Source organism: Luteibacter sp. (assembly GCF_036500425.1).
Lineage (GTDB): Bacteria > Pseudomonadota > Gammaproteobacteria > Xanthomonadales > Rhodanobacteraceae > Luteibacter.
Map to the genome: position 1 here is coordinate 105,664 of NZ_DASYCB010000056.1, position 23,488 is coordinate 129,151.

A 23,488-nucleotide genomic window follows, 5' to 3' on the forward strand; every position below is an offset into this window, starting at 1 on the left:
CTTACATTGACCAAAGCCTGCATCGGAGCGTTAAAGCGCTTTGACTGACGTGGCTTCACACCGGCGCAGCCTTCGGTGCAGGTGGACACCACAGCCTTGGCCCCTTCTTCTTTACGAACACGGCACCCTGCTCTCGCGCCCTGGCTTCCCGCTCTCGTTCCGCCGCTTGGTGGGTCAGATAATCGTCGAAGCGCCCGGACACATACGGCGTCATCGGGATGTTCGGGAACGGCAAACCGTCGAGCACGGCTTGGCATTCCAGCACCGTGCCGTCGGCAATGTAATGCCTGCGGTCGATGCCCTCTCCCGGGGCATGCCCATGGACGGCGTGCACGATGCTGTCGGCCACGTTGCATCGTTCCATCAATGTAATCAGGTTATGCCGGAAGCAGTGCATCGTTTTGCGTTTGCTGGAGATACCGCAAGTGTCGCGCAGATGTGTAGCGTTAAACCAATGGCTGACCGTCTTGCCTGCGCCTCCTTCTTGGTGTCGGTTAAGCCCAGGGAAGAGGTCTTCCGCGTTGCTCGCTCGCACATCGTCGATGTAGCGCTCAAAGCCCAAGTCGAGAAGAGCCTGCGGCACGGGGACGTCGCGAATGCTGTAGTTCGATTTGACGCTCTGACCGACGTTATGCCGTCCGATGTCGAAGACGAGCACCTGGTGCTCGCGGCCCTCGTCATCCAGGTAGTGCTTGCGGTGAACATCGCCCAAGGTCAATTGGGAGGCTTCGTTGACGCGCATCCCGGTGAAATAACAAATGAGGGGAACCCAATATTTATAGGGCGTGCTGTGGTCTCGCAGGGCAACGGGGTCAAAGATAACGCGCAGATCTGCGTGACTAAATCGGTCCTTCTTTTTACGAACTCTCCCGGTCTCGTCTCGGCGATAGCGCTGGGTATCGAGGTAGCGAAACGGGTTAGACGTCAGATCACCGCACTTGATGACCCAATTCATCAGCGCATTCACGTGCATGAGGTGCTTGTGTTGCGTGCCGGCTTCGATGCATTGCACCTGCCCTTTTTTAGCCAGCTTTGCCGTCTGTCGCGCCGACAGACCTTCGAATTGCGGCAAATGCTGCTTGTTACGCGGCCACGAGGCCAAGACCTCGACGAAGTCGATGGCATCTTGAGACCCCAACGTTCCGATGGGCCGGTCGCCCACCACATCCAGCAGTAAGTCCAGCGCATATTGGCGGTCGCGGACTGCGGGCGTCGCCCGCTTTTCGCCGTTGCGCACGTTGGCCAAATGCAGCGCGCACAGTTCGCTTAGAAGCTTGCCGCCACCCATCGGTGGGGGTGCGGAAGGAGCAGGAACGACTACCGCTTTCCTGTCCATCGTTTTACGGTGACGCGGCCAAATGCTGGCTCCGACGCGGGTGGTCACGACGGGCCGCGGGTGGACCGCCACCGCTATCGCGGGTTCGGTAGACGGGGCGGGGCCGACGGCTCGTGCATCGCGCTCATCGTCCAATTGCCACATGCGTTCAATAAACGCCATGCCCAAGCGGTGCCCTTCCTCGCTGTGCGGTGCAAAGTGAATCACCCCATCCGGCCCGGCATGCAGGTCGTAGAGAGGCGGACGCGCTGAAGCGGATGAACCAACGGAAGGCATGGCAGACGCGTGAAGAATGGGGTGCCACGTGATACCGCGCGCAGCCATTTCGTCAACCCACGATTACGTCACAGTTCTGCCGAAATTGCCTATTGAACGTCACAATTTGAACGATCCAAAGCGCTCGCTTGACGACTGCGGCCAGTATGCGAGGGTGAGCCATGAGCAGTAAATACGCTCCGTCGCTTTCGTTTCGAAACGGTCAAATCCGACCTTGACCGTATACGGAACAGTATGACCGGTCTATAGACGTTACTAGGAAAAAACCACTAAACCACCGCAGCTCATGATAATTTTTTTCCGTATACGCTCGTTAGCATTTCCGAATGCTCCTTTGGGTTAGCCCTAACTATCTGCAGTCACCAGCTGTCAGACTCTGGCCATCGGTTTCCAGAAGCAAAGTGCGCCCATCGGAAAACGCTCTGATCGGCACTCTCTTGCTACCGCCCTAACTTGCCGTTTTCACCTATCGAAAACGAAAGTAAATTCATTACATGTAAGACAAAGACCATCGTATCTGGGTTGAATCACCCTTGGGTATGACGATGACGCGCGAGGCGACCGCGAAAAAATGGTATATCCGACGCGCTGTGTGGCTCACCCTCCGCGGCGGTCCGACCGGTCAGGACTTTCGTTTATTGATGTCTCCAAACAATTTCGTGACCGCTTCGATGTCCGTCAGCAACTCGCCCGGCTGAGGCACTGACCTTTGCTGCCCAGCCGCTTGTGCATGCGCGCGCACCTGTCGGCAAAACTTGTCGTGCAGCCGTTGCACCTCTTGGAACTCATCAGGCTGAACCAACATCACCTTATCAAGGCGGCCTACGGAAATACCATCCCGAAAGCGAACGACCGTCCCATTGAGCACCACCTCTTCAATGCCCACTTCAAGCGTGACGCGTAAATCATCATAGATGTTGCGCATCGCCAGCCGCTCATCTTCGCCTGGTGGATTTTGAAAAGTTCCCTCGAGCACTTTCTGGTCGGATCGGTGAACTTTTAACCGGTCCCCATGTTTCCGAAGGTCATATGGAAACCCATCCTCTATATAGCCAGGACCCTTCGCCCGGTAGCAGACCGTTTTCTTTTCGGGGTTCACGCCTGCGTCTTTGCAAAAAAACATAAGTTCGCCGTAGAACACGGCATCGTGAGTGAAAACGATGACCTGGCGGTTAGCCGCTTCATCCACTAGCCGCTTCGCCACGGCTGTTCGGTGTGCGTGATCTAGGCTGGTCACGGGGTCGTCCATCACAATCCCCGAGGTGGATTCAGACTGCGTCAGCTCGGCAAAAAAATAGGCCAAAGCGCACATCTTCTGCTCGGCCTCACTAAGCACCATGGACGGTGCGAGGCTCGTCTCGTCAAGTTGCACCCCCACTTTGACCGCGCCCACATCGCCGCTCGACGATAGCCCGACACGCAAGTGATAAATATCCAGCCTTGCTAACTCGGCTTGCATGGATGCAGCCAATGCATCGCTCACATGCTTTTTCCCGAGCACGGTGGCGCAACGCGAGACGGTTGTCGTCGCCGTGACGTCAGCAATGCATCGATTCAACCCCTCGACCTTGACCAAGTTGGTTATCACCGTTTGGAGCGCCGGAAGGTTAACGCCCAGCTGCTGACGGGCCTGAAGCTCGAGCAGTTGCGCGCGCATGGCTGCCAAGCGCACCGGGTCGAGGCTCGCGCGAAGCGCTGCCGCCTGTTCCAACAACGCCTTGCCAACGGCCAACAACTTTTCTTCTGGAAAGATAGGAAGGGGTGTGAGGTTTGACCAATCGGCGGTGGACATGGACGCTTTCAGTTCACCCAGCCGCTTTGCCATCGCTTCTTGCAGCGCAGTGACCAGCGCGGGCAACTGCGCATCGCGCTTTTCTAAGCTTTCGGCCATGTTGCGCAAAAACTTGACGGTGACGTCGACGTTCTTTACCTCTCCTGTTATCCGCTCCCAAGTGTCACGCGCACGCTGGGCCGCCGTTGACGCCTCCGAGCGAATGTAGGCGTCAAAGCGATGCAAGCGCTGAGCCGCCTCAGGCCCAAGCGGTTGCTGGCACAACACACAGTGCGCACCATCGCCCGTCACCGGAAATGATTGGCCGGGGTAAGCGTCAGACACCGAAAATGCACGCGCGGCACGCAACATGTCGACCCACAAGCCTTGGCCCGTGCCCGGCAGCAGCTGGTTAGGATCATCGGATGAGAGTAACTTTGCCACTTCGCGTTCGGCCGTTTCTGCCTCTCGCCGCTCGCGATGGGCCGTGTCGATAGCACGCACCCGTTCATCGGAGACATGAGCAAGGGCACCGTTGAGTGCCGTCACCAACTCTTCGACCCGCGCCGCTGCGCTTTCCAACCCCACAGCCTTGTCCGTGGGATCTGACGCGGCGATGTCCTGCGGCAAGGACACCAAAAGATGCTGCTCTTCCTCAGTGAGGTCAGCCAGCTTGGCCAATGCACCCACATCGGTGGATGTCGCGACGGGAAAGAGGACACGACCGACCTGGGTGTTCCTGGGGATGGTGTTGAATAAGGTGGTATCGACTGCCAACGCTGATGCCTCAGCAGTCAATGCAGGCTTCAGCCACTGGCTCACCTCACTGCCGAGTCGTTGCAATGCCGCAAGAGCAGACGGTTGGAAACTCGGCGACTCTTTCGATTGCAGGTAGTGCTTTGCACAATCACTGTCGAACACCGGGATGGCGCGCAACGCCGCCTTGCTAATGTGGCCATTCTTCCCGGACCAAGCTTCTTGGTCGAATTGGCCATCCACTTCGAAATCGATGTGCGCTTCCGGAGTCAGTGTCGCAAACCCTTTGGCATAAGCGTTCGCATAGACTTTGCCAGGCGTGCGGGCACGGCATGCCTGTTTAAGCACCCGTGCATAACCGGATTTCCCTGCTCCGTTGTTGCCGTAGACAATGGTCAGCCCCTTCGTTGCAAAGGTGAGCCGCTCGCCCTCAGGCATCTGCCCTACATGTTTCAGACCATGGATCGCCGCCAGGCTGACACGGCTGCCGCCGAGCGCTTCACCTGGAAAATGGTCAGCTGAAAAGGGGTGCGGTGGCGTTGCCGGAGGAGGAGCACCGTCCACTCCGTGGTGATTCCGCAGCATGGCAAGCACTTCGGACTTCGCCGCGTCGTCTAGTGGCTCGCCCAAACAGATGCGTCGCAAGACGTCCTGGCGCCAGAGGGGAATCTTGTCGCGCGACCAGGCCAGTAGCTCCGTGTAAATCTCGCTCATGTCATTCCCTGTGAACCACGTCGATGTAGCCCCGATACTGCCTGACCCCTCGACTGGCGGAAAGCGCCCCAGTGAGTCGCCGATGCCGCACCGGTTGTCCGAACCCATCCGTGGGTGCACCGGCCTACTGAACAGCCTTCACTTTCAAGGTCGCCGTCGGGCAACCGAGCGCTTTCGGTTGCTTGGCGGGGACCCACACGCCTTTGTCGCGCCCCACGGTCTACCGAAACTGTGCATTGGTCACCATGCATCGGTAGGCCGACCTTAGTTATGATGCAAAACATCGCCGCTGACTTGCGGCCGCCCGAGGAGCCATGGATGCGGACCCGATGATGCGCCCCGCCCTTGCCGTGACCGGCCTCGCAACCTCTTTGCTTCTGGCGTGTGCCGCTCCGGCGCGCGACGCGACTTCGCCACCACAGCCCGCTGGCACCAGCGTTGCCCAGGCAACACCTTCACCAGATAAGGACCATCCCATGAACGCTGCCGCTTCGCCGGCGCTGCTGCCCGGAGCGCGCGACGCCGGGGCGCGCGTGCTGTCTTTCCTCTCGATGGTTTCGTCTACGGCCGCATTCACGCCAGCGGGTATCGGCCAAGCGATGGGGGTCACCCTGGGACCCGACCCCAACAATGACCCCGGCTGGGCGGTCTACCACAGCCCCGACCTCGGTCAGGGTTGGACCTATTGGGTTCAGTTCGCGGCGGGCGAGGCCACCTTGAAGCCGGGGTTTCGCTTCTGGTTTGACCACACTGACCGCGCGGCGGATGCCGCGCCGGTGTGTGCCATGCCCCTGGGCCACCTGCGCACCGCGCTGACCGCGCACGGCTGGGTCGAACGGTCCGTGCCGTCGGAAATCGGCGGTGTTCAGGCCATCGAGTTCGCCAAGGCCGACATGAGGCTGACCCTGAGCGCGCGCGATGGCGCGGACGTGCACGGCACTGCGTGTGTGCTGTCGCTGCAAACTGCTGACGCGCGCTGACCCGAAAGGACTCCCCATGGCTACGCCCCACCCCGCCCTTGATGCGGCGGTCAACCAGTTTGCGCAGCAGCCGGGCGTGACCCCCGCCCAAGCGGCATCCCTTCGCGCGGCGCTGTCGTCGGACCCGGATTTGAGCCGGCGTCTGGACGCGGAAGTGAGTCGCGGTGCGCTGCACGGTTTTGCCCCGGCGGCTCCCAGCGCGCCCGACCGTCCCGTGGGCGACTACGATCCCACGACCCGGGCGATGACCCTGCCCGCTTCCGCCTTCCCGGCCTCTGGGCCGAGCACGGACCTGCATTCGGTATTGCGCGTGCAAGCGATGGTCGTGGAGTTTGCCGGTAAGACCTATCCCGATGCTGTCGGCGGGGCCCATCCGGCGATGCATCCCGTTACACCGGACATGTTGCACAACTTGCAAGACACCCTCAACGGCTCGCCGGCCTTGGCCGCCGACATCAAGCGCGCAGCGACGACGGTCGACCCGATTGAGCCGAAGCACCGCATCCTCGAGTCGTTTGCCTTCACCGCGCCCGGTGCGGGCGTGGGCGGCAGCTTTAGCGCGCCGACCCACTCGATGAACTTGGTCAGCGAGTCGTTGATGACCACCACGCCCCCGGGCGGGACGGGCCGTTACGACCCCCATGATTTGACCTTTGTAGTGGGACACGAAGTCCAGCACGGCTTCAACGCGCAAGCCGCGGCGCAAGCGCGCGCGGGCTTCGTGGCCGATGTGCGGACGCTCGCCGCGACGCCCGGTCCTGTGCACGATTACACCGCTCTGGTGGAGCGCCGCATCCAGGCGGGGCGCGAAGATGAAGCCAGCGCCCACATTTCCGGATGGAACGCGCTGCGCAGCCGGGTCGAGCACGAGCGCGGCAGCGTAAGTCTGGCCGCGATTGACCGTGCGGACCATTCGCGTGCCGCCGATTTCCTCGAAGTCCGTAACGGGGCGCTGGTGCCTCGCGCCAACATCCAGCTCAACGCCGACCTCTCCATGGCACACACCCCTGCGAACATCGTGGGCATGGGGCACAACTATTTCGACCGGCCGGTGAATCCGGGGCCGGGCGACAACCGCCAGGCGATGCACTTGGCCCATGGGGGCGTCGAGGACTATCCCAATTATTACGCCGGCTGGGCCGTGGCGGTCATCGGGTCGGAAGAGCGCGCAGCCTCACACCATGGAGCGCCACCGCAAATCCAAATCAACATGGCGCACGCAGGCTTGAGCGAGTCCATGATGGAACAGGCCGGGCTCGACTTGGGCAAGAGCAAGCAATCGGTCCCATACCTTGACAGCAGCACCCAGCCGGCGACGCCACATGGTTTTGACCACACGGCCGACGGTCCGCATCAATACCAGCATGTGCCGGTAGCTCCCACCCGCTTGGACGACGCCAACCATCCCGACCACGCCTTGTTTCAGCAGGTGCGCGGCCATGTCGTGGCGCTGGACCACAGCATGGGGCGCACGCCCGATGTCCACACCGACCAATTAGCGTCAGCGGCCACGGTGCAAGCCCGCGCGGACGGGCTAGACCGTGTATCGCAAATCGCGTTATCAGATGATGGCAGCCGACTGTGGGCCGTGCAGACCCCGCCGGGGCGGACCGACCATTTGTTTGACAAACAGAGCAGTGTGCCCACCGCCGAGGCCATGACCCCGATGCACGAGAGTGCGGCGAAGTGGCCGGAGGCCATGCAGCAGTTTCAGCAGACGCAACAGCAGCAGACGCAGACGCAGAGCCAGCAGGTCACGCAGGACCAAGCGCAAACCCAGGGCCCGGTGATGAGCCATGGTGGTCCAGCGCGTTAATCGATAAGGCATGCATGGGTGAAGCGATTGCGCGAACTTTAAGGCACCGCGGCGTATTTAGATTGTGTGCTGCGGCACCGTTCGGGCCTGCAAATTTGCATGCCGTCTACAGGGAAAACAAATGACTGGAGCAACCGTTTACAACGACCCGACCGAAGCGCTAGCGGAAGCCATCGAACACCGTGAGCCCGTCGATGCGATTCAATCCATGATTGACCAAGGGGCCAGTGTTGCCTCTCGCGTGGTGATGGCGTCTTTGGACGATGCCTTAGCTAGGTTGCCTTCGCATAATCCTTGGGTAACGCAGCTGTTGGCGGTGCCTGACATTCAGTTGGGACGGGCTACACGTCGAACGGCACTGGACGCTGCGCTTGCGATGAAACCTGCGTTGGCGACGGGAGAACTTTTGGTGATTCAACCGATGATGCGGGCCATGCTCGACGCCGAATTTGACGCATCCTACGACCTCGGGGGCGGCACCGTGTTGAAGTGGGCGGTGGTTCATCAGTGCCCGCCTGAAGTGATTGAACTGTTGCTCAACGAAGGCGAGGGTGACTTTGGTTGGTCGTGCCCGGATGCGCTAGAAGCGCTTAAGGAAACACCGGATGGACCATGGAAGTCGACGATGAAGCGCATTCTTGCGGTGGCCATGGCGCTCAAAGAAACACCCAAATAACATGTTGAAAAGGCGACATCGAGGCTGCTTTCCTCGAAGTCGAGCATGCGACGGCATGCCGTTACATGCGCATCCCAGGCCGGTTCACCACTTCGGTGCCACGCGGAGCCGCATTCAATCGTGCTTCCTGCGTGACCAACGCCGCTCCCTGGCCCATGTCGTGGTCCGCCATAACGGTTTTGGGGTCCATGGCGGACAACGCTGGAGCAATCCAAACTTGCTCCTGGTCGTTAGCGGCCGCCAGCAGTTGCGGCCCGTAAACCACATCCAGCGCTACGAGATCTCGCACCGCTTCATTTAACCGCCGCTGTTGGCGCTCCTGGCGAAGGCGTGAAGGGTGCGCCTCTTCGTCCAACGCCACCAATACGTCGGTGTGACGCGCAACGTTCTGCTCAAAAACCGCAGCGTGTTCCGCGTGGTTGTGCGCTTGCCGCTTGTGTATTTGCCACGGCGCGGGACCCGCGTCAGCGCCAGCCCAGGCACGTGTGGCTGCCATGCGCACCGGGTGCTCCGATGCCCAGGCGTCCGCACTCCGTTCCGCCGCTGCGCTCCGCTTTTGACTGTTGTCGCGCTCCATTTCGTTGTCGGTCTTGGCCCCCTGTTCGCGACTACGCCGCGTAGCAAGTTCACGCAAAACATTTACGACGCGTTCGAGGCTGTGCAGCACGCGTTCAATGATGAGTATCCAGCCGTGCGCTTGGGCGCGAATGTCCTCATCTTCTAAAGCGGTGGCCGTGGCCGGAGCGGCCGAGATGAACCGCGCAAGCAACGACCCTGCGACGGGCGGAGCACGATGTATCGGGTTCTTCGGGTCGGGCGTAGGAGCGGGCGTGAAGTGAATGTGCGAGCGCGACGAGGCCACGGGCCCAGCGGGGTCGGCACCCCAATCACTGGCGCGCCACGTCCGCACGCGCGCGGTGCCACGGTCGGGCGTGAAAGTGATCATGGCGACGTCGGGCAACGCGGAGGGCACCAACGTAGGAATGTGGTTGGGCTCGATGGTCTTGCCGTCGGCCTGTTCCAAGACCATTCGGACCTTTTCGCGCCCGTCCGTCAGCGTCTGGGCCGACAGCACCAGCTGTCGTATACGGTCACCTTTGGCGGTGCGATAGCCTTTACGCTCCAGCGCCGTAGCGGCCCGCCCCATGGTGGGTTGTGCGAAGCGGTCTAAACCGAGACGGGCGTAGCTCATATGCTCATACGTGGTGCCGAGGTCGATGGCGCCAGCAAACTCGTTCGCGAGCGTAGCCCACTGCGCATTGAGTTGTTCTACAAACGCCGACGAGGTTCGCTTGTTGGACAGCGCCGTGAGCTTCTCGCCCATGCCCGACGCACCGTCCTCGCCGGTGCCCTGCCCTTCTTCCACGTCAAAGCGAAGCATGCGGGTCGGGAAGTAAAGATGGGCGTGGTAGCCCTGCTGGTGATGTGGCTTGACCGCACCCAAGGCGTCCCGATCGGCATCACGGTGCAAGCCTAATGACACGGCAGTGTGGAGTTGTTCGGCGATGAATCGGGCCATGCTCTCGGCCAGCGCGCTGGCGTCTGTGTCGGACAGGCCGAGGGGAATGGGAATGCGGTAATCCCGAGCAACCTGCGCGTCCTTGCGTCGTTCGGCGGCTTCGACGCGGGCCCATAATTGCTCGGGATCTGTCGCCCACGCCGGCGCCCCGGCGGGCGCGACGGTCAGGGCATGCACAATTTCCTCGCCGAGCTGACGCTTCCGGTAGTCGTGCCAGGTATCCGTGCGCGCGTCGTAAAGCCGAAGACCCAAACGGTAAGCCACCCCTGCAATCGCGGAGTGGCCCGAGCTACGAGAGTGCGTTTCAAGGTGAGGGCGAGCGTGAGACATAGAACCTCCATGTAAGAGACGCACACCGATCCGGTGCAACGACGGGCGTCCAGCCCAACCATCAGTGCGATCGACCCCAACAGCCGCTCGCCCCCATGGACCACATCAAAACAGGTTTAGAGTCCATGTCAAGCGACCTTGACATGAGAATTTGATGTCACATATGAGGAAGAGAGGTCAGCCCGCGGATCGGCGGATGCGTTTGCTCGACGCTTAGCGTTGCATGTGGCCCTACCCCCGGAGGGCGCGTGGTGTTCATAGAACACTAAGACGCGCTCTAAATCCCACTCACAGGCGTTCAGCCTTATGGGCGCTGGCCTTCTCTGCATACGGGCACGTTTTCATCTCATCGGTCGCAGCCATGAGCTGCCGCGAACGGCATTTCGACGGCGGACGGATGAAGCCTGCCAACACTAGCCCGAAGACGCATCCGACGGTTTATACCGACTATCTCACATCCCTTCGTTTACTCGACACAGTTTCGGTAACCTGCTGAAAACTAGGCACTTCGATAGACGTGAGCGCTCACAAAATGTCGCTTATCGCCGCTTACGTTTGAAATACCTATTAGGGTCCGAGCTTACGAACTCCGTATTTCCAGCAAAAACCCGATCGGGATTTGACACCTGTGGAGCTGGCTGGGCCGGAATTGCCTTAACGCGCGAATCGTCCAAACTTACTCGTTCGAACTTACCATCAGCGCTACGCCGAACAATTGTCACTGCCATAGTTGCGCCCTCCGGATATGCTCATCAAATTGATTGTTATGGACTAGCCCACTATTAGCATATCCATATTTCTGACCAAATGCAACAGTGAGAGCATGTAGGCTCTTTTCTATAGTTTGGGTGATGGCGAGCATACTCAAGGCCAATAGATTCTCATCCGCGAGCGTAAGCGGGCCATATGGGAGAAAGGTTGGGCGGAGAGACGACTCTACAACCAGAATCACCGCGCTGGCGCTTGTGTTAACAGGACCTACAGAAGGGAGAATTGGTAGTGCGGTTAGCCACGCACTATTGGGATTCAGGGGCGTTACATTAGGCACTACGTCAAACATATACACCGGATTCTGCCAATCCCAGACGGAGCCAAAATCCGCAAATGGCACCACTCTTCCTCGCCTGCTAGGCCAGCCGACTGCCGGGTCCGTGCTCGCCATCACGCGCAGTGTCCGCGAAAACCCCGGCCGCTGGACTAGCACAGACAGCCTCAGGTGCCACTCTGAAAAGCCTGTCTGCGGGTCAACCGTCCCGTAGCTACGCACTGCAAGCTGGACTGGCGTTACACCCGCGGCCAACTGATCCAGAGCTTGCGAAATCACGTCGCTAAGAGATTCCAGATTTCCCCTCAGCCGCATGGGAAAATAAAGTTGGAACCTCATCTGGGCAAGGGCGGCCCGCCTTGCCACGACCACCTCGTTGACATACTCAGAATTCTTCCGGTCAAAAGATAGAACCTCTAGCCCCGTAGGCACCGACACTAACAGTAGGCCCTCGATGGCACGGTGATGAATAGTTTTGGGCCCTGAAACAATGCTCTCGAGCGCGGGAAGGAACCAAGCAAACCCTGACATCCCCGTGCTCGACAGCGACTTTTCGCTGTTTGCTGATTGTTCCAAGGTAAAACCTATCGTCAGAGCGTCTTCGTTAAGGCTCCTATCTTCGTCAAATACCCAAAGGGGCAAATTGCTCAAGAGGCCACCATCTAAAAAGTAGTGCATCGACTTAGTAGGACCGGGGCTGTCTTCGATTTCTATGCCTTTCACCTCGAAGACGATTGGCAGCCCAGCGGAAGCGCACACTGCCTCGGAAACAATGACCGATGGCGTGTCCTCAGCGGAGAATAAACGCACTGTCTGGCTAGTTACGTCAGTGGCAACGATGCGCAAGGGAATCCCACCCACCTCTGCGAACTGTGCAAAAGTGATACCACCCTTTTTCGCATCATCCCACGTCCATCCTTCTCCGCCCGCAGCGTGGGAGGAAACTGCGGTCTTCTCCAGATTATCGATCAGCGCTTGATTGATAATTTCACTTATTCTAGAAGTTGGGCTTAGTCCAGCCCCAATGCTTACCACTTGGCGAGCGAACCAACGAGCTTCAAAAAACATGAAAGTGCCAATGACGACAGTATTCAAGACGACACAGAAAGCGTGCGGCGGAGCCAACAGCCAAACATGACCAAATAGATCGATACGCATTGGAAAATCAGCGAGTACCGCTATGGTCGCCACGAGCAAAAGCCAGCGCCACCAAGCTGCCTTTAACCACCGCTTCGCCACGTTCTTCGCTATATATACCTTGGGCCTCGGCTGGACCTCGGCAGACTCCTCGGATGGTATGTTCTCCCCGACATATTCATTCTTCGGCAGAGTGTTAGACCGAAAGAGGCCTATCAAAGATGTCAACCTTTTCCATCCTTCATCGCCAAATAGTTGGGTAGCGCTTTTCATCGATGGATCAATAGTCGATAAGATATGCCGACCAGACCCATCGGTCGCTAGCAAATCCTCGGCGGAATACTTGGCAGCCGTCAGTGCGGCCACAATGGCACCTGCCGACGTGCCTGCGACACCCACAATCTTGAGTTGCGCATCCTTCAACGCGGCCACGGCACCGACGTGCGAGATGCCCTTAGCGCCGCCTCCCTGAAATACCACAAATGCTTCGCGTTCCACACCATTGTTGCCTTGCACGACGGCATCACTTTGATGCGAATCGACGAGCTTACGACGACGAGGTTCCTCGTTCGACAGAGACATTCGTATTTTCCCTGGCTATGCAAAAGCCATATTAAAGGTCAGCGACACGTTTACCTTTGCCGCCAGCTCAGCCATCGTGTATTGCCTGGAATATGCTGAGTGATGCTCGTCACCCAACTCGTGCCCAACGAACTGTGCGCGATACTCCGACGGCACGCCCGCGCTTTGCATGGTCTGCACCACGGTCTTTCTTAAACTGTGAAACCCGACCTTGCCTACTCGTGGCTCAATACCAACAGACTTGATGTAACGACCAAACGCGGCAGACAGGAAATTGCCGTGACCATTGACCGAACCGACCTTGGTTCGGGGAAACAGCCTTGTTTGTCCTTCTTTCCGAAGCGACTCTACATGCCGTAAAACGCCCCACTCGATAAGCCTGGAATGCAACGGCACCGTGCGCTCGCTCGCATCCGTCTTCAGGCTCTGGCCCAAGCCCTCGGCAGAGATTCGGATGCATGGCAATCCATCTTCGGTGACAAAGTCATCCAAGCGAAGTTGGCCGAGTTCTGACACGCGGGCACCGGTGTAAAGGCCCAGCAGCGCACCCAACTGAATGTCCTTTCTCAGCGTTGCGAACGCTGGCCCATAGATAACGGCCAACTGCTCCGGGTTGAATGCTTCAAAGCCTAGCTTTCGCCTTAGGCGCTTCTCGCGCACACCATACTTAACCTGGCCCTGCGCAGGATTATCCCCGACAGGCACATGCCCGGCCGTCTGCGCCCACGTAAAAAATGCTTTGAGATACGAGGTTTTGTTCGCGAGCGTCGGGGTTGCCAGCTGTGCCGCCCGAAGACTCTGCACCCATTCCGATACATCCGTGCGCGTGCAGTCGACCAACGGCGACTTGAGCCCCTTCCACGTCGCGAACCCGTTCACGGCGGCGCGCTTCTGGCTTCGGGTCTTATCTGGCAGCAAGGCGCTGTCGAGCGTCAGCAGGTATTTCCGTGCGGCTTCGCCAACCGTGATGCCTGCCGTCGTGCGCAACACGCGACCTTTCGGTCGAACGGGTGCGTCAACCACCGGTGGTGAGACCGGCATGGCCTGGTTACCCATCAACACGCGCAAAACCTCGACGGCCTTTGCGTGCTCCTTATCGGAGTCGCCCTCGGTCGACAGGGTAAAGCCAAGCGGCGTCCGCTCGAGCTTCCACGGTGCAATGTGCAGCGGATTACGCGGGTCATCCAGCGGCAAGTTAAAGGGATTGTCTGGAACTGGCTCGTTCATGCTGATCAGCCTCCGTGCTTCATCGAACGTCGCGGCGACGCGTGCCGACACGACATAGGCCTGTGCCTGCGCCAGCCGTGCGCTTCTGGTGCCCAGACTACGCTTTACCACGCGCAGCCCGAAGGCCCTCTGGAGAGGTATCGGCACCTTTTGCCGGAAATGAAACACGCCTGTGGCGGAACGCACGAGGTGATGCGGAAGACGCATGGAAGTGTCCAAGCGAGTGTCCACGCACCGAATCTGACTGACGCCAGGAAAATCCTTATGCGTCCATTACTTAGCTTATGCTGGCGGAGAGAGTGGGATTCGAACCCACGGTAGGCTCACACCTACGGCAGTTTTCAAGACTGCTGCCTTAAACCACTCGGCCATCTCTCCGTATTTTCAGCATCCAACTGTTGCAGTTGGGATCTAACGAGGGCCACCGGGCTTGCCCCGGGGGCACCAATTGTACCTGAACGCTTCCGCCAGTGGCTGATGCCGGGTCAAACGGAAGGCTCAACGGTAAGCCGGAAAAGACAAAGCCCCGCCGAAGCGGGGCCAGGAATGAGAACCGGTAGGCTTGTCATCACCTCGCTGGTCCTGCCACCGATACATTGGTGGTCTTGAGAGCCGGACCAAGCCGGCAAGACAGGATGATGATAGCGGCTTTCGCCAGCACTTTCTACAGCAAATTCATCAATCTACGGAAATTCCCAAAGACCTAGCCACACCCATCCTAACGCGATCCAGCAGCGATGCCGGGAGGAACAGATACTCGTAGCTGCGTTTGCGCGTCTTCGCGTCTCGCGGCCCTTGAATAGGGTGTAGCCTCGCAAGCGAAAGCGTGTTCACCATGTCGCATATCGTCGAAGGAAGGCTACCGAGTTGCGCCGCAGGCGAAGACATTGCTCTGCGCGAACGCCGCTTTTTTAGAGGTTTGCTTATCACTGAGTTGCCCGTGCAGGGACACGCGCTCGACAACGATCATGCGAGAAATCGTGGTCGGTAGTCAGCGCACAGAATGTTTGTATGCGCTGACATCAACACGTCCGTCAGCTAATCGCCTCAAGCCCAGCCATATAAGGCCTAAGCACCTCAGGCACAGCGATACTCCCATCCGCCTGCTGATAATTCTCCATCACAGCAACAAGCGTCCGCCCCACAGCCAACCCAGACCCATTCAACGTATGCACCAACTCCGGCTTCCCCGTAGCCGGATTCCTCCACCGCGCCTGCATCCGCCGTGCCTGGAAATCCGTGCAATTCGAGCAGCTGCTGATCTCGCGATACGTATTCTGGCTAGGCAGCCACACTTCCAGGTCATAGGTCTTCGCCGCAGAGAAGCCCATATCACCCGTGCACAGCATCACCTTCCGGTACGGCAGGCCCAGCGCCTGCAACACGGCCTCAGCATGCCCCACCATCTCCTCGAGAGCAGCCATCGAAGTCTCAGGCGTCGTCACCTGCACCATCTCGACCTTCTCGAACTGGTGCTGGCGGATCATGCCGCGCGTATCGCGGCCATAGCTGCCCGCCTCGGCGCGGAAGCACATCGAGTGCGCGGTAAGGCGCATCGGCAGCTGCTCGGCCTCGGTGATGCTGTCGCGGACCAGATTGGTCAGCGCCACTTCCGAGGTCGGAATGAGGTAACGCTTCTTGTCATCGACGTTGACGCCAAACAGGTCGTCCTCGAACTTCGGCAACTGGCTGGTGCCATACATCGCATCCGCGTTCACGATCAGCGGGATGTTGTGTTCCAGGTAGCCGTGCTTGGTCGTGTGCAGGTCCAGCATGAACTGGGCAAGCGCACGGTGCAGGTGGGCTAGCTGGCCGCGGAGCACGGTGAAGCGTGCACCGCTGAGCTTGGCGCCCGCGTCGGCATCCAGCCAGCCGTGGCGCGCACCCAGGTCCACATGGTCCTTGACCGCGAAGTCGAACGCCTTGGCATGGCCCCAGCGCAGGATCTCGGTGTTCTCGGTCTCGTCCTTGCCGATCGCCACGGCCGCATCCGGAAGGTTCGGGATACCCAGCGCGATATCCGCCAGCTTCGCCTGCACCTCGGCCAGGGCTTGCTCATTGGCCTTCAGCTTGTCACCGATACCAGCCACCTCGGCCATGAGCGGCGCCACGTCCTCACCCTTGCCCTTCGCCTGGCCGATGGCCTTGGAACGGGTGTTACGCAGGTTCTGCAGCTCCTGGGTCTCCGTAGACAGGGACTTACGCTCGGATTCCAGGCGCTCGATCGTGGCGACATCGAGGTCGAAAGTACGGGCGGTGCGGAGGCGTTCTGCCGTTTCGGCGAGGCGGCCGCGCAGGAGTGCGGGATCCAGCATGGAGTTTCTGTCCGTGGTTGGCGGCCTTTGATTATCGCATGGCCCCCTCGGCTTTGGCCCCTCCGGCGGTCAGGCCATGGCTGCTGAAGTAGGCCTCGAGGGCCTCGACAGTGCCCTCCGGCGCCGCCAGCGCCACCCAGGTATCCGGGCGAAGCAAGTAAGCAGCACCCTCGGCCAGGCCTGCCTTCTCGTACGCCGGGTCCCAGGCGAAGTCCCGCAGCGCCACACCCCGGTGCAGGCACCAGGCCATCAGCTCCGGCCGGGGCTCGCCATACACATGCACCTGCCAGCCGATGTGGGCCAGCGGCTCGTAATTGTCCTTGTCGCCGATTCGGACCCACGGCAGCCGGTCGCCACCCTTCACCTTCCCCGCCTCGCCTTCGCTCAGCGCACTGCCGTGGTAGGCCAGTTCGGTCTGCGAGACCAGCTTGAACATCGCCCGGCGAGCCGCCGCCAGCTCGAACACCGCATGCGCCGCATAAGGCATCACGTATACGCGCAGGAAGTTGGCCAGGCCGCCGCCGGAGGTCATCAGCGAGAAGCCACGGTCGGTACTGTTGACCAACTGGTGGGCGAAGCCCTGGCGTTCGGTGTTGTAGGTGTCGAGTAACGGGTCCGGCGCCTCGCCACGCAACACCGCGGCGAGCTTCCACGCCAGGTTGATCGCATCGAGGATCCCGGTATTCATGCCCTGCCCACCCGCCGGGCTATGCACGTGCCCCGCATCACCGAGCAGGAAGACCCGATCACGCCGGAACGTGTCGGCCACGCGGTGGTGAACACGATAGGTCGAGAACCAGGTGACTTCGTCGATCGTCACCTTGAGGCGGTTGATCGAATCCTGGCGGACATCTTCGAAGGTCAGCGCCTCAGCGCTGTCAGCACGCTCGTCGTCGACGGTGCCGATCAAGCGAGCCCTGCCGTCCTTGCCGTAGGGAAGCAGCAACACGAAGTCACCTTGCTCGAGGGAGACATGGCCTTCGTCAGGGCTTTCCATGCCGCTGAGCTTCACATCGGCGACGTAGAACACCGAGCGATAAGTGCCGCCTTCGAAGCCGATGCCCAGCGCTTCGCGTACGGCGGAACGTGCGCCATCGCAGCCGGCCAGGTAACGGGCAGTGGTGGTTTCTTCGCCGCCATCCGCGCGGCGCAAACGCGCGGTAACGCTGTCGGCGCCCTGCTCTAGCGACACCAGCTCCGTGCTGCGCTCGACCGTGACGCCCATGGCCTCAAGCCGCTCGCCGAGCACCCGCTCGTGGTGATCCTGCGGGTATATCAGCGGGGCCGGGTACGGTGAAATGCCGGCACCCGCATCCTGCAGCGGCAGCCGGGCGGCATGCTTGCCGCGGGTCCACATGTTGATCGCCACCATGCGATTGCCCGCGGCGAGGACGGGTTCGGCAAGGCCGAGCTGGCGGTAAAGCTCCAGCGTACGTGCCTGCACGACCATGGCCCGGGACGTATCGCCGGGGCCCTCCTTCTTGTCGATGATGCGGACCTTCACGCCCTGGGCGGTAAGCCAGAGGGCCAGGACCAGGCCCGTGGGGCCCGCGCCGGTGATGAGTACGTCGTCCATCGGGAGGCCTCGGTGGTCGCGGGAGAACTCGGTCCCAATGTGCGCTAAAACGCAGACGTGTCAAGGCCCCAGCGACACTATTGAAAAGGGCGAAGCATCCACACCCTGTTTTCTTCGAGAAATGTGTAAGCAGCTTCAGCCGTGTCCATTGCGAACACACACTGTTTACGAGATGGATAGCCACCCGGCCTATGCGATTCGATCAAACCCACTGCGTCCAGATAGTACGGCGTGCTGGTACCTGCAACGATCCGATCGCCTTGTGCATACTGCTGCTTCGTCGCGTGATACAACGTGAAATCTTGATAGCTCATGATGATCCTGGCCGACCGTAGGAACGTGGACGCCAGTTTAGACGTATTGGCAACCCACAAACATTCGCCCCCTTATGACCGAAACGATCCATCCGCTACATCCGATAAATGATCTGCTCGCGGAGTATGAGGAAGCCATAGCGCACCTCGAACGGCAGCCGCTGCCATGGCGAACGGCGCGGCTACGGCAATGGGGCCATCCCAGGTCGCTATACAAGTTTCGCGCGCTTCCGCTGCCCAATCAACTCGAGCGAAAGCAGCGGCTTGACGAACTTAAGTACATACTACTAGACAGTACCTTGTGGCTCGCCGCCACCACTTCCTTCAACGATCCATTTGATGGACGGGCAGCATTCAGGATCGCTGAACGAGGCGATGCCTTGCGCGACGCATTGGTCAGCCAGATAGTACGTGTTGCCCGAAAGGATGCGCGTCAAGCTCTGGCATTGATCCACAGCACTGGCGTGCTTGACCATCCCGAACTGCTGGAGCACGAGTTAAGTCTTGGTCACGAGCGCCTGAGAGATAGCGTCGGCATTTGCTCTCTATCCGCCGCGCCTTCCAGCCAGCTTATGTGGGCCCACTACGGGTATGAGCATCGAGGCATTTGCTTTCGATTTGAAGTCGCCCGCGATTTGCGCAATCTAATTGCTCACAAGGTAATCTATGCGGACGACTACCCGGTCGTAGAAAACATATTCGCAGACGCTCCGTCGGAACAAGATCTCCGCCCTCTACTGCAGAAGTCACCTGATTGGGCATATGAAAAGGAGTGGCGCGTCATAAAAGCAAATGGGGCGCGTACGACTCTACCGTTTGATCCAGCAGCATTGACTGCCGTAATTTTCGGAATGCGAACCTCAGTTCAGGATCGCGACCATGTACTCGATCTTCTGAGTAGCCGTGAGAGGAAATACGGTTACCCCGTGCGCGTTTTCGAAGCGATGCCAGCCTTCAACCAGTATCGGCTTCGCTTTAGACCCATCGAGCACCGACGCCCAGAGGACTACCCCTGACTACCCGACCTGCGAGCCAGCGAACCAAGATCGGCCAGCGGGGCTAGTAGCGTTGATGAGTACGTCGCCAAGCTAAAGAACGTGGCCGAAACGTTCTTGCAGACGAGCCTCGTTGATGCCGATGCTGCCAGTCCACCAACTGGCGGGGTACGGCATGTCTGTGAAGCGGCGGTTTGGTTCGGGGCGGTTTGTCGTCGGCAAGTACACATCAGAGAAGCCTGGGTGGTTCGCATCGGCAAGGATGTCGCAGATACCCAGTATGCTGATCACGATGTCACGTTCTGCTTTGTTCGACTTGAATTCCTTAGGGAAGTGGGTATGCAGTTGCGCCGCAGTCACTGTCGGGCCGGCGTTTCGAATGCTGGATATCAGCGCGTGGAACAGGCCGATGTCGTCGGCCGATGGCTTGGGTACTTCGGCCTTGGCGAACTGATCGAGGTCGAACGCGGCATAGGCGAGCTCCCCGTGCACCACGCCGCCCCATTTCAGACGGTAGAAGCTGTAAAGATTCGGGTCAAGGCTGCGGTCTGCTAGATAAAAGCCGCAGTGCAGGCAGCGCTTTTTATCACCCTGCGCGCCATGCGGGAGCATATGCTCGAACACCGAGTACGAACCTAACGCCGACCGCCAGTCTAGGCGCCGGGTGGTAAGGCTAGCGAGGAAGGCATCGGCCACCGTGCGCCGGTCGAGACCGTCGACGAGTTCGCACGTCGCCATGACCAGCTTGGCGTGGTCCGCCGAAGCAGGGTCGAACATGACGCCTTTTCCCTTGGCGTATTGGAAATCTTCGTCGGAGACGACACGCTTAGATTCAGGAACCCACCCCGCGCTCCCCCAGTACATGTCATGCAGGATTTTCCACGCTCGCTTGTCGATGGCGTCGTTCATGACCGGCGAATCTCCCTGGCGTCGGTTATGAGCATGTCGTCCATGGATGGGAATGGCACGCTTGCGCGGTCAGGAATGGGGCGACCAACTCGCCGCGAGTGAACGTACCTTCTCGCATTCAGTCTGATCTTTCTGCGCACCATCGCTTTCGGTTTGATGCCGCGCGTGCACGGCGTCAGCTTCGGTCTCGCCCTTCTTTGCGTACTCGGCGAGGTCCGGGTGATCCTTGAGCACTTGCTCGAGCCAGGCGGAAACCTTTTCGAGTTCCGTGCCGGCGATGTGGCAGACGACCTGATTCATGCGGAGCATGTAACCGGCATCCTTGGCCGCCTGTTGTTGCGAATCCCCACAGCCGGCGATACCAGCGACTACGGCCAACACGGCGAGTGCACGTTTCATCGTTGGATCCCCATAGCGAGCATCGCCATGGCGGCGAGCTTCCGTTGCAACGCTACCCGCGGGTAAGACCCCGGTCAAATGAGCCTGGAGGGGTGCCATAAGAGACGTAGCGCGCCATCCGGGACGGGGCTACGTTAGCGATTACACAACTCACTGATGCCCACACTCCATGCCTCGGAAATTCGCAAGAACTTACTGTCTTCTCGCCCTGATCGTGCCCCTGTCGGTGGCGGTCGCCGCGCCGGCGGACCCGCCGAAGAAGGAGGACGCGAGTGCGGCTAGCCAGTACCAGAATTTAGGCCTTTCTAAAGATCCAAGTAAGGCTCCCGCTGGCACCTACAAGCTCGATCCGCACCACACGTCCGTCATCGCAAAGATGGCTCACATGGACCTTTCGCGATACACGCTTCGCTTCGATGAGGTCAGCGGCAGTTTCGCGTTCGACCCGACGAAGGCGTCGGCGTCGAACCTCGATGTCACCATCAACCCGGCGTCGATCAGCACGGGGGATCCGAAGTTCGATAAGCGGATCGCCTCGACTTATCTTGAGGTAGAAAAGTATCCGGCCATTCACTTCACCGCAGATACGGTGAAGATCGTCGATGGCCACGCGACCGTGGCTGGCACACTCGAATTTCACGGGATCAATCAGCCGCTGGTGCTCACGGCGATCTACCGCGGTTTCGCGCAGTCGCGCATGGGCTTCTCTGGCGAAGCGACCTTCAAGCGTTCGGCCTTCGGTGTCAGTCAGTGGGTTCCGCTCGAAAGTGACGACGTGGAGATCGTCGTCGAGACGGAGTTCGTGAAGGAGTGATCATCCTCGTGTGGAAAGCCGTGATGAAACTTCGATTCGCTCAATCTCGGCTGATTTTTCAGAATTCTTCCATGGCCTAGTTGCACCGTGTGTCGCCACGCTCGTCCGCCCTTGAATGCGGAACGCTCATGACGATGCGAATCAACTTACGCAATGCTGCGGCAATGCTGCTGCTCACTGCGCCATTCGCTGCGCAAGCAGCCAGCCACCTCAGGGTAAGCCTCACACGCGAGTCGAGCCTCACCCAAGACGGTACGGCCATCATCACCGTCACAATTGCCAATGACGGCGACGAGCCCGGATACGTCTATCGTCCCGAATCGCCATTCGGCCGAACAGACGACGAGCCCGCGTCAGACTTCCTGGAAGTGAAAGACTCATCCGGGAACCTCGTTCCGTACGTCGGCTCCCGTGGCCATTGGGGTCCCATGGAGATCGATCATTTCCTCTCCATCGCTCCCGGGCAGTCCGTTACCAAGCGCGTCGACATAGCGAGATCCTATGCTTTCGGGCCTGGCGGGGTCTTCACCGTTCGCTATACGACTATCCAACGGATGCCTCCCATCCCTGAGCTACACAGGAATCGCACCACCCACGAGCGCCTTGAATCTAGTGAGCTTTTAATCACTGTCGATCGGCCAGGCGAACGGCACCAGGTTCATTAGTCCTGCCCGGATCGCGCGCAAGCGCGCTCCTACAAGGGGTTCCCGTAACGGCGGGTTACGGGTGGCGCAGCGTGGTTTCGAGGTTGCTCAGGATGGTTTGCCAGCCGTGGGTGCTGGGTTTGAGCCACTGTTCTTCGACTTCGTGGGTCAGGGTGAGGTTGCAGCCGTCGGCGACGTTGGCGATGTGGATACGGACGTGGACCGAGCCGGGGTCGTAGTGCGGGACCGAGAAGCTGAACTCGAGGTCGTGTGGCGCGTCGATGCGTTCGTAGGTGCCGGTGTGGAGGATGTCGCCATCAGCGCGGCGTTCGACGATGCGGTAGCTGCCGCCTACCTTCGGGGTGAGGGCGACCTCGATCATCTCGCCTTCGGGCGTGGCGAACAGCCATTCACCTACGGTGTCTTGATCGAGCCAGGCGGCGAAGACCGTTTCTGCCGGGAAAGGGAAGTAGTGGGTTACTTCAACGCGGTGCATGAGGGCGGCCTTCGGCGCAGGTAGGCTACGCCGAAGGTCGTCGATTTTTGCGTAGGAAACAACCGCCATGGCGGGTATGTGGTTGCCGGGGCAAGAGGTTTCGGTGTCGTGGATCGCGTACAAGCACGCTCCTACAAGGGTACGGCCGGGTTGGGTATGGCGTGCACGCACGCGGCCTTTTGTAGGAGCGTGCTTGCACGCGATGACCCTGGGCGCACCGTTCAGGCCCGCCCCTCCCTCTTCTTCTTCAACGACCGATACAGCCACGTCACCATCAACACGGCCGTACCGAAATTGGCGATAACCTCACCCGGCCACACATGGCCATACTCAACGCCTTTGTAATTGAAGTAATCAGCAAGCAACCCAAGCACATTGACCAACGCACCGGCAGCGATGAACGCATGCCCGCTGCGGACAATCCGGCTTAGCCGCGTATCGGTAAGCAACCAGCACGCACAGACCATCATCACCGTGCTGAACGTGAAATCGCCGATGCCGTAGTAGATGCTGTCGCTCATTTCGGGTCGCCTCCTGCGATGCGGTCGATCATGCGGTTGGCGATGGATTCGCCGCGGTTCTCGATGAGGCGTTGCGCGATGATCGTGAGGCGCAAGCCAAAACAACCGACGAGGAACGACACGCCGGCCTGGATCTCGGCCGGCGAATCCGGCATGAAGTGGCGTTCCAGCGCAGGGGCCAGGAAGATCGCCATCATCGCACCGCAGACCACCTGGACGATGGAGCGGCGGCGTGAGGATTCACTGCCAAGCGCGACCGGAAGCACGGCGCCGCCAATCGCGGCCAGCAGCAGCCAGAAGCGGGTGAACATCAGCATGGTGTCCATGGCGGCACCCTCCC

The 23,488-nt window shown here is 59.9% G+C and carries 19 protein-coding genes and 1 tRNA gene; 6 read left to right on the plus strand and 14 right to left on the minus strand.

From position 1 onward, the window contains the following. Positions 1-55 precede the first annotated feature (55 nt). Positions 56-1,612, minus strand: coding sequence for a site-specific integrase (locus VGN46_RS14335; RefSeq protein ID WP_331644396.1), 1,557 nt, complete (start codon positions 1,610-1,612; stop codon positions 56-58). A gap of 622 nt (positions 1,613-2,234) precedes the next feature. Further along, a complete protein-coding gene (locus VGN46_RS14340) occupies positions 2,235-4,853 on the minus strand; it encodes an AAA family ATPase (protein WP_331644397.1) in 2,619 nt (872 codons plus the stop codon). Between the two features lie 476 nt (positions 4,854-5,329). On the opposite strand from VGN46_RS14340, the gene VGN46_RS14345 reads away from it, so the two are divergent. The 3 genes from VGN46_RS14345 to VGN46_RS14355 all read left to right on the plus strand — a co-directional run bounded on the left by VGN46_RS14345 (position 5,330) and on the right by VGN46_RS14355 (position 8,325). Beyond that, positions 5,330-5,833 carry a hypothetical protein gene (locus VGN46_RS14345; RefSeq protein WP_331644398.1) on the plus strand — a complete coding sequence of 168 codons (504 nt, stop codon included), beginning with the start codon at positions 5,330-5,332 and terminating at the stop codon, positions 5,831-5,833. A 16-nt stretch (positions 5,834-5,849) separates the two neighbouring features. After that, the gene (locus VGN46_RS14350; RefSeq protein WP_331644399.1) at positions 5,850-7,649 is read left to right on the plus strand and encodes an XVIPCD domain-containing protein; all 1,800 of its coding nucleotides are present in this window, start codon (positions 5,850-5,852) and stop codon (positions 7,647-7,649) included. 121 nt (positions 7,650-7,770) lie between these two features. Continuing rightward, positions 7,771-8,325 carry a hypothetical protein gene (locus tag VGN46_RS14355; RefSeq protein ID WP_331644400.1) on the plus strand — a complete coding sequence of 185 codons (555 nt, stop codon included), beginning with the start codon at positions 7,771-7,773 and terminating at the stop codon, positions 8,323-8,325. A gap of 61 nt (positions 8,326-8,386) precedes the next feature. Here VGN46_RS14355 and VGN46_RS14360 read toward each other — a convergent pair whose 3' ends face one another. The 7 genes from VGN46_RS14360 to VGN46_RS14390 form a co-directional block, all read right to left on the minus strand. Next, positions 8,387-10,174, minus strand: coding sequence for a MobA/MobL family protein (locus tag VGN46_RS14360; RefSeq protein WP_331644401.1), 1,788 nt, complete (start codon positions 10,172-10,174; stop codon positions 8,387-8,389). Between the two features lie 718 nt (positions 10,175-10,892). After that, the gene (locus tag VGN46_RS14365; RefSeq protein WP_331644402.1) at positions 10,893-12,938 is read right to left on the minus strand and encodes a patatin-like phospholipase family protein; all 2,046 of its coding nucleotides are present in this window, start codon (positions 12,936-12,938) and stop codon (positions 10,893-10,895) included. 15 nt (positions 12,939-12,953) lie between these two features. Beyond that, complete coding sequence (locus tag VGN46_RS14370; protein ID WP_331644403.1) at positions 12,954-14,372, minus strand: DUF6538 domain-containing protein; 1,419 nt, start codon at positions 14,370-14,372, stop codon at positions 12,954-12,956. Positions 14,373-14,453: 81 nt separating this feature from the next. Continuing rightward, positions 14,454-14,543: transfer RNA gene (locus VGN46_RS14375), tRNA-Ser, on the minus strand. 656 nt (positions 14,544-15,199) lie between these two features. Next, a complete protein-coding gene (serS, locus tag VGN46_RS14380) occupies positions 15,200-16,480 on the minus strand; it encodes a serine--tRNA ligase (RefSeq protein WP_331644404.1) in 1,281 nt (426 codons plus the stop codon). Positions 16,481-16,511: 31 nt separating this feature from the next. Continuing rightward, a complete protein-coding gene (locus VGN46_RS14385) occupies positions 16,512-18,056 on the minus strand; it encodes an FAD-dependent monooxygenase (RefSeq protein ID WP_331644405.1) in 1,545 nt (514 codons plus the stop codon). 77 nt (positions 18,057-18,133) lie between these two features. Then, positions 18,134-18,370, minus strand: a complete 237-nt coding sequence (locus VGN46_RS14390; RefSeq protein WP_331644406.1) for a hypothetical protein — start codon at positions 18,368-18,370, stop codon at positions 18,134-18,136. A 74-nt stretch (positions 18,371-18,444) separates the two neighbouring features. On the opposite strand from VGN46_RS14390, the gene VGN46_RS14395 reads away from it, so the two are divergent. Beyond that, the gene (locus VGN46_RS14395; RefSeq protein WP_331644407.1) at positions 18,445-19,386 is read left to right on the plus strand and encodes a DUF2971 domain-containing protein; all 942 of its coding nucleotides are present in this window, start codon (positions 18,445-18,447) and stop codon (positions 19,384-19,386) included. Between the two features lie 72 nt (positions 19,387-19,458). Here the strand turns inward: VGN46_RS14395 and VGN46_RS14400 are convergent, their stop codons facing one another. Beyond that, complete coding sequence (locus VGN46_RS14400; protein ID WP_331644408.1) at positions 19,459-20,274, minus strand: hypothetical protein; 816 nt, start codon at positions 20,272-20,274, stop codon at positions 19,459-19,461. A 69-nt stretch (positions 20,275-20,343) separates the two neighbouring features. Then, on the minus strand, positions 20,344-20,673 hold the full coding sequence (locus VGN46_RS14405; protein WP_331644409.1) for a hypothetical protein: 330 nt from the start codon (positions 20,671-20,673) through the stop codon (positions 20,344-20,346). 169 nt (positions 20,674-20,842) lie between these two features. On the opposite strand from VGN46_RS14405, the gene VGN46_RS14410 reads away from it, so the two are divergent. Both VGN46_RS14410 and VGN46_RS14415 read left to right on the plus strand, forming a co-directional pair. Beyond that, positions 20,843-21,487 (plus strand): YceI family protein, encoded by a 645-nt coding sequence (locus VGN46_RS14410; RefSeq protein WP_331644410.1) that lies wholly within the window; start codon positions 20,843-20,845, stop codon positions 21,485-21,487. A gap of 128 nt (positions 21,488-21,615) precedes the next feature. Beyond that, positions 21,616-22,152, plus strand: coding sequence for a hypothetical protein (locus VGN46_RS14415; RefSeq protein WP_331644411.1), 537 nt, complete (start codon positions 21,616-21,618; stop codon positions 22,150-22,152). 55 nt (positions 22,153-22,207) lie between these two features. On the opposite strand, the gene VGN46_RS14420 is transcribed toward VGN46_RS14415, so the two are convergent. From VGN46_RS14420 to VGN46_RS14430, 3 genes are all read right to left on the minus strand, one after another. Beyond that, complete coding sequence (locus VGN46_RS14420; protein WP_331644412.1) at positions 22,208-22,627, minus strand: SRPBCC domain-containing protein; 420 nt, start codon at positions 22,625-22,627, stop codon at positions 22,208-22,210. 221 nt (positions 22,628-22,848) lie between these two features. Further along, entirely contained in the window at positions 22,849-23,148 is a 300-nt protein-coding gene (locus VGN46_RS14425; RefSeq protein ID WP_331644413.1) for a hypothetical protein, read from the minus strand. Continuing rightward, positions 23,145-23,474 carry a hypothetical protein gene (locus VGN46_RS14430; protein WP_331644414.1) on the minus strand — a complete coding sequence of 110 codons (330 nt, stop codon included), beginning with the start codon at positions 23,472-23,474 and terminating at the stop codon, positions 23,145-23,147. Before VGN46_RS14430 ends, VGN46_RS14425 begins: the two co-directional genes overlap by 4 nt. Positions 23,475-23,488: the final 14 nt, after the last annotated feature.